Origin of the sequence: Microcystis sp. M53602_WE12 (genome assembly GCF_030065455.1) — a bacterium.
Taxonomy (GTDB): domain Bacteria; phylum Cyanobacteriota; class Cyanobacteriia; order Cyanobacteriales; family Microcystaceae; genus Microcystis; species Microcystis aeruginosa.
This window is the reverse complement of the sequence record NZ_JASJFB010000658.1, coordinates 1-4088: the sequence shown is the minus strand read 5'-3', so window position 1 is coordinate 4088 and position 4088 is coordinate 1. Positions and strand designations below refer to the sequence as shown.

Here is a 4088-nt window from a genome sequence, read left to right as displayed (position 1 = left end):
TCTGAAATGGGGCGAAAGTCTGTGGACTCTGTGTAAGACAGTACATGGTTTTTTAACTGTGGTATGCGACGGTGGTGGAAGCAGAAACTTAAATCGTGAGGTTTAGGAATCGCCGCACTTTTAGGGCGGCGAGGATGTCAAGGCTAACCATTACCCCAATTCTAGAATTATCCGTTTTTTTAGGTTTTCTTGACTACTATTCGGCGGTAGCCAATCCAGTTTCGGTGCTGCCGGTGGTGCGACGACGGGTGAGAGTATTAAAGAGCATAATTCCGATCGCTTTGATCAGATTACCTTCCAACTCTTGGAACATTTTCATGTTCATGCCAAAAGCGGCGTTAGCTTCGGTGACAATGCGATCGGCCATGGCTTGATCCACCGGTAACTCGTCGAGGGTTTGACGATAGTGGTTTTTATAGGCTTTTTCGTCGGAAATATCTTTGAAATCATAGAAAGCCGTGCCACCAGTTTCCAGATTCATCGCTTTTTCGGCGATTTTTTTCAATATTTGCCCCCCGGACAGATCGCCGAGATAACGGGTATAGGAATGGGCGACTAATAATTCGGGTTCTGTTGTGGCGATTTCCCGAATCCGGTCAACGTAGGCCTGACCTGCGGGAGATAAAGCGATCTCGTTGCGCCAATTTGGACCATAATAAAAATATAAATCCTGTTCTAGCGCATTTTTGCGATTGAGTTCAGGAAAACAGATTTTAGAAACGACGGGATGACTAGGAAGTTTTTCCATCTCCTCCTCCATGGCCGAATAGACGAAGTAGAGGTTAGCCACCAGTTTGCGATAGGAAGTTTTTTCTACCACACCTTTGAGAAAACACTTGACAAAACCGACGTTTTCTGCCATGGTGTGGGATTTTTTCGTGCCTTCTCGCAGTTGAGTTGATAAATTAACGCTCATATTATGATCACCTGTTGGGATGAGTGGAATGGATCGGGTTCGTTACAGATGCTTACTAAAACCGTCTATTTTGGTAGATTAAACTGAATTGATCGGTAATTTTATTAAGAATTTTTACAGTGCCGCCGGGGGAGCTTAGGGAGAAAAGTTAGCTCTAGCAGGACTTGACCGCCGGTTGAAACCGGTATCGATCGAGATGGCGCAATTGTAAAGATTAGTGAAAAACTGCTCCCTAGTTGATCTTGTTGAGAGAGAGGGTGTAGTCTAGCGCCAATATCAATTCTTGCTCGACATTCTTCACACTTCTTAGAAATTCTTAACATTCAGGAGACTTATATCAGCAAAATTTCACAAATTAAAACCGAATTTAGCAATCATGCTTATAATCAGTACAGGATTCTTTATGTTGTGCTAAACTCAAGCCCTTGAGAGACAAAGCCCTAGTTGCGATGTCAGCGAGAACACATTTAGCAACCCCCTACCCAAACCCTTAGTCATAACACTCTGGTAATGCCCCGAATACTTGTAATCGATGATGATCCTGCAATCGCGGAATTAGTCTCCATCAACCTGGAGATGGCGGGTTATGACGTTAATCCCGCAGAGGACGGGATTAAAGGCCAGGCCTTGGCCGTCCAGTTACAACCCGATTTAATCATGCTGGATTTAATGCTGCCCAAAGTCGATGGTTTTACTGTCTGTCAGCGTTTGCGACGAGATGAACGCACGTCCGACATCCCGATTTTGATGCTCACAGCCTTAGGACAAACCCAAGATAAAGTGGAAGGTTTTAATGCGGGTGCTGATGATTACCTGACCAAACCTTTCGAGGTGGAGGAAATGTTAGCTAGGGTACGCGCTCTCCTCAGACGCACCGATCGCATTCCCCAAGCCGCTAAACACTCAGAAATACTCAGTTTTGGACCTTTAACCCTGGTTCCCGAACGTTTTGAGGCGGTCTGGTTTGAAAGTGTGGTCAAGTTAACCCATCTAGAATTCGAGTTACTCCACTGTCTTCTCCAACGTCACGGTCAAACCGTTTCCCCTAGTGATATTCTCAAGGAGGTCTGGGGATACGATCCCGATGATGATATCGAGACTATTCGCGTTCATATTCGCCATCTGAGAACGAAACTAGAACCCGATCCCCGTCATCCTCGCTATATTAAAACCGTTTACGGTGCGGGTTATTGTCTGGAGTTACCCACCAATGAACAGGTGGTGCTTGATTCATCGGCGGCAACGGTTTAAACAGGGAGCAATTGTCTAGATAGGCAATAGGGACAATTGTTTCGTCGCTCCTCCTCCTCTTCAGATTGAGAAGGTTTGACCGGCGGTTGGGTTTTGATGGCTATGGCTGAGGCCTCTTTTTGGCCCTGACTATCACAAGGGGTAAGCACCCCCAGCAAGTCAGGACAATGGCAGGAGTAACTAGGGCTGGCTGAATAAATCTAAAAACCTTGTTGGGTAAGACTTTTAGACCTTTTAGAAATCAAAAAGTACCGGATATGGGAGTGATCGGGGGGAAAATTCAGGTACTTTTTCCCTGAAAATTAGGTAATTGACCCCCTCAAAATCGGTAAAACCCTACACCCCACACCCCACACCCCACACCCTGCCCCCACAAAAAACTTTTTCAGCAAGCCCTAACTACTGGTTTAAGGTAAATCCGTCGCCCCCATCAAAAAGCGATCGCATTCTCTGGCGGCCCCGCGACCTTCATTAATCGCCCAAACCACCAAACTTTGACCACGACGACAATCCCCTGCGGCGAACACTTTCGGTAAGCTAGTGGCAAATTGACCGTGTTCGGCCTTGATATTGCTGCGGGCATCCTTTTCTAAGCCTAAATCATCGAGTAAAGGCTGTTCTGGTCCCAAAAATCCCATGGCCAATAGAACCAATTGCGTCGGGATGACTTTTTCTGTTCCTGCTACCGGTTGGGGGATAAACTGCCCTTTTTCGTTGCGTTGCCATTCCACCCGTACCGTGTGAATCCCTGTGACGTTGCCCTCGCTATCCCCCTCGAATTTAGTCGCCGTGGTGGTATAAACCCGGGGGTCATCGCCAAAACGCGCGGCCGCTTCCTCTTGTCCATAGTCCAGACGGTAGATTTTCGGCCATTCGGGCCAGGGATTATCGGCGGCCCGTTCTCGGGGCGGTTGCGGCATGATCTCTAATTGGGTGACGCTACGGCAGTTATGACGCAGGGAAGTCCCCACACAGTCGGTTCCCGTGTCGCCACCGCCGATAATTACTACGTCTTTACCCGCAGCCGAGATAAAATCCTCCCCCGGTTGTCCGTCTAATAGTGCTTTTGTATTAGCGGTGAGAAACTCCATGGCGAAGTGAATGCCCTTTAATTGGCGACCTTCGATGTTTAAATCCCGGGGTTTGGTGGCTCCGGTACAGATAACCACGGCATCATATTCGTTTAATAGGTCTTGGCTGCTGATGTCCTTGCCCACTTCCGTGTTACAGACCATTTTTACCCCTTCCTGTTCGAGCATCTGGAGACGACGCAGAACGACTTCTTCCTTATCTAACTTCATGTTGGGGATACCGTACATTAATAGCCCCCCGGGGCGATCGGCCCTTTCATAAACTGTCACCCAGTGACCGGCTTTATTTAACTGGTCGGCGGCTGCTAATCCAGCAGGTCCGGAACCGATCACGGCCACTTTTTTGCCGGTACGGATGGCGGGGGGATTGGCAGTAATCCAACCGGATTCCCAACCTTTGTCAATAATCGAACATTCAATATTTTTGATCGTAACGGGGGGATTATGAATACCGAGAACACAGGAACCCTCACAGGGGGCGGGGCAGACTCTACCGGTAAATTCGGGGAAATTATTGGTTTTATGGAGGCGATCGAGGGCTTCTCGCCACAATCCTCGATAGATTAAATCATTCCATTCGGGAATCAGGTTATTAATCGGGCAACCACTGGCCATGCCACTAATTAGCGTTCCCGTGTGACAAAATGGTGTACCACAATCCATACAACGGGCGGCCTGATTGCGGAGTTTATCTTCTGGCATGGGAAGATGAAACTCATCCCAATTATGAAGGCGATCGAGGGGGGTAAGTTCGGAAGGAAGTTCACGCAGGAATTCGATAAAGCCAGTCGGTTTGCCCATAGTCTTTTTTATCTCTGTCGTTTATCCCC

The 4088-nt window shown here is 47.8% G+C and carries 4 protein-coding genes; 2 read left to right on the top strand and 2 right to left on the bottom strand.

What is annotated here, in order from left to right; genetic code table 11:
• Positions 1-196: 196 nt before the first annotated feature.
• Positions 197-916, bottom strand: coding sequence for a biliverdin-producing heme oxygenase (locus PX482_RS20670; protein WP_288024142.1), 720 nt, complete (start codon positions 914-916; stop codon positions 197-199).
• A 510-nt stretch (positions 917-1426) separates the two neighbouring features.
• Here PX482_RS20670 and rpaA point away from each other — a divergent pair.
• Positions 1427-2167 carry a two component system response regulator RpaA gene (gene rpaA / locus PX482_RS20665; RefSeq protein ID WP_002798623.1) on the top strand — a complete coding sequence of 247 codons (741 nt, stop codon included), beginning with the start codon at positions 1427-1429 and terminating at the stop codon, positions 2165-2167.
• A gap of 310 nt (positions 2168-2477) precedes the next feature.
• Positions 2478-2642, top strand: coding sequence for a hypothetical protein (locus PX482_RS20660; RefSeq protein WP_288024145.1), 165 nt, complete (start codon positions 2478-2480; stop codon positions 2640-2642).
• On the opposite strand, the gene PX482_RS20655 is transcribed toward PX482_RS20660, so the two are convergent.
• Entirely contained in the window at positions 2575-4059 is a 1485-nt protein-coding gene (locus tag PX482_RS20655) for a glutamate synthase subunit beta (RefSeq protein WP_002784459.1), read from the bottom strand. The two genes, PX482_RS20660 and PX482_RS20655, sit on opposite strands and share 68 nt — an antisense overlap.
• Positions 4060-4088 lie beyond the last annotated feature (29 nt).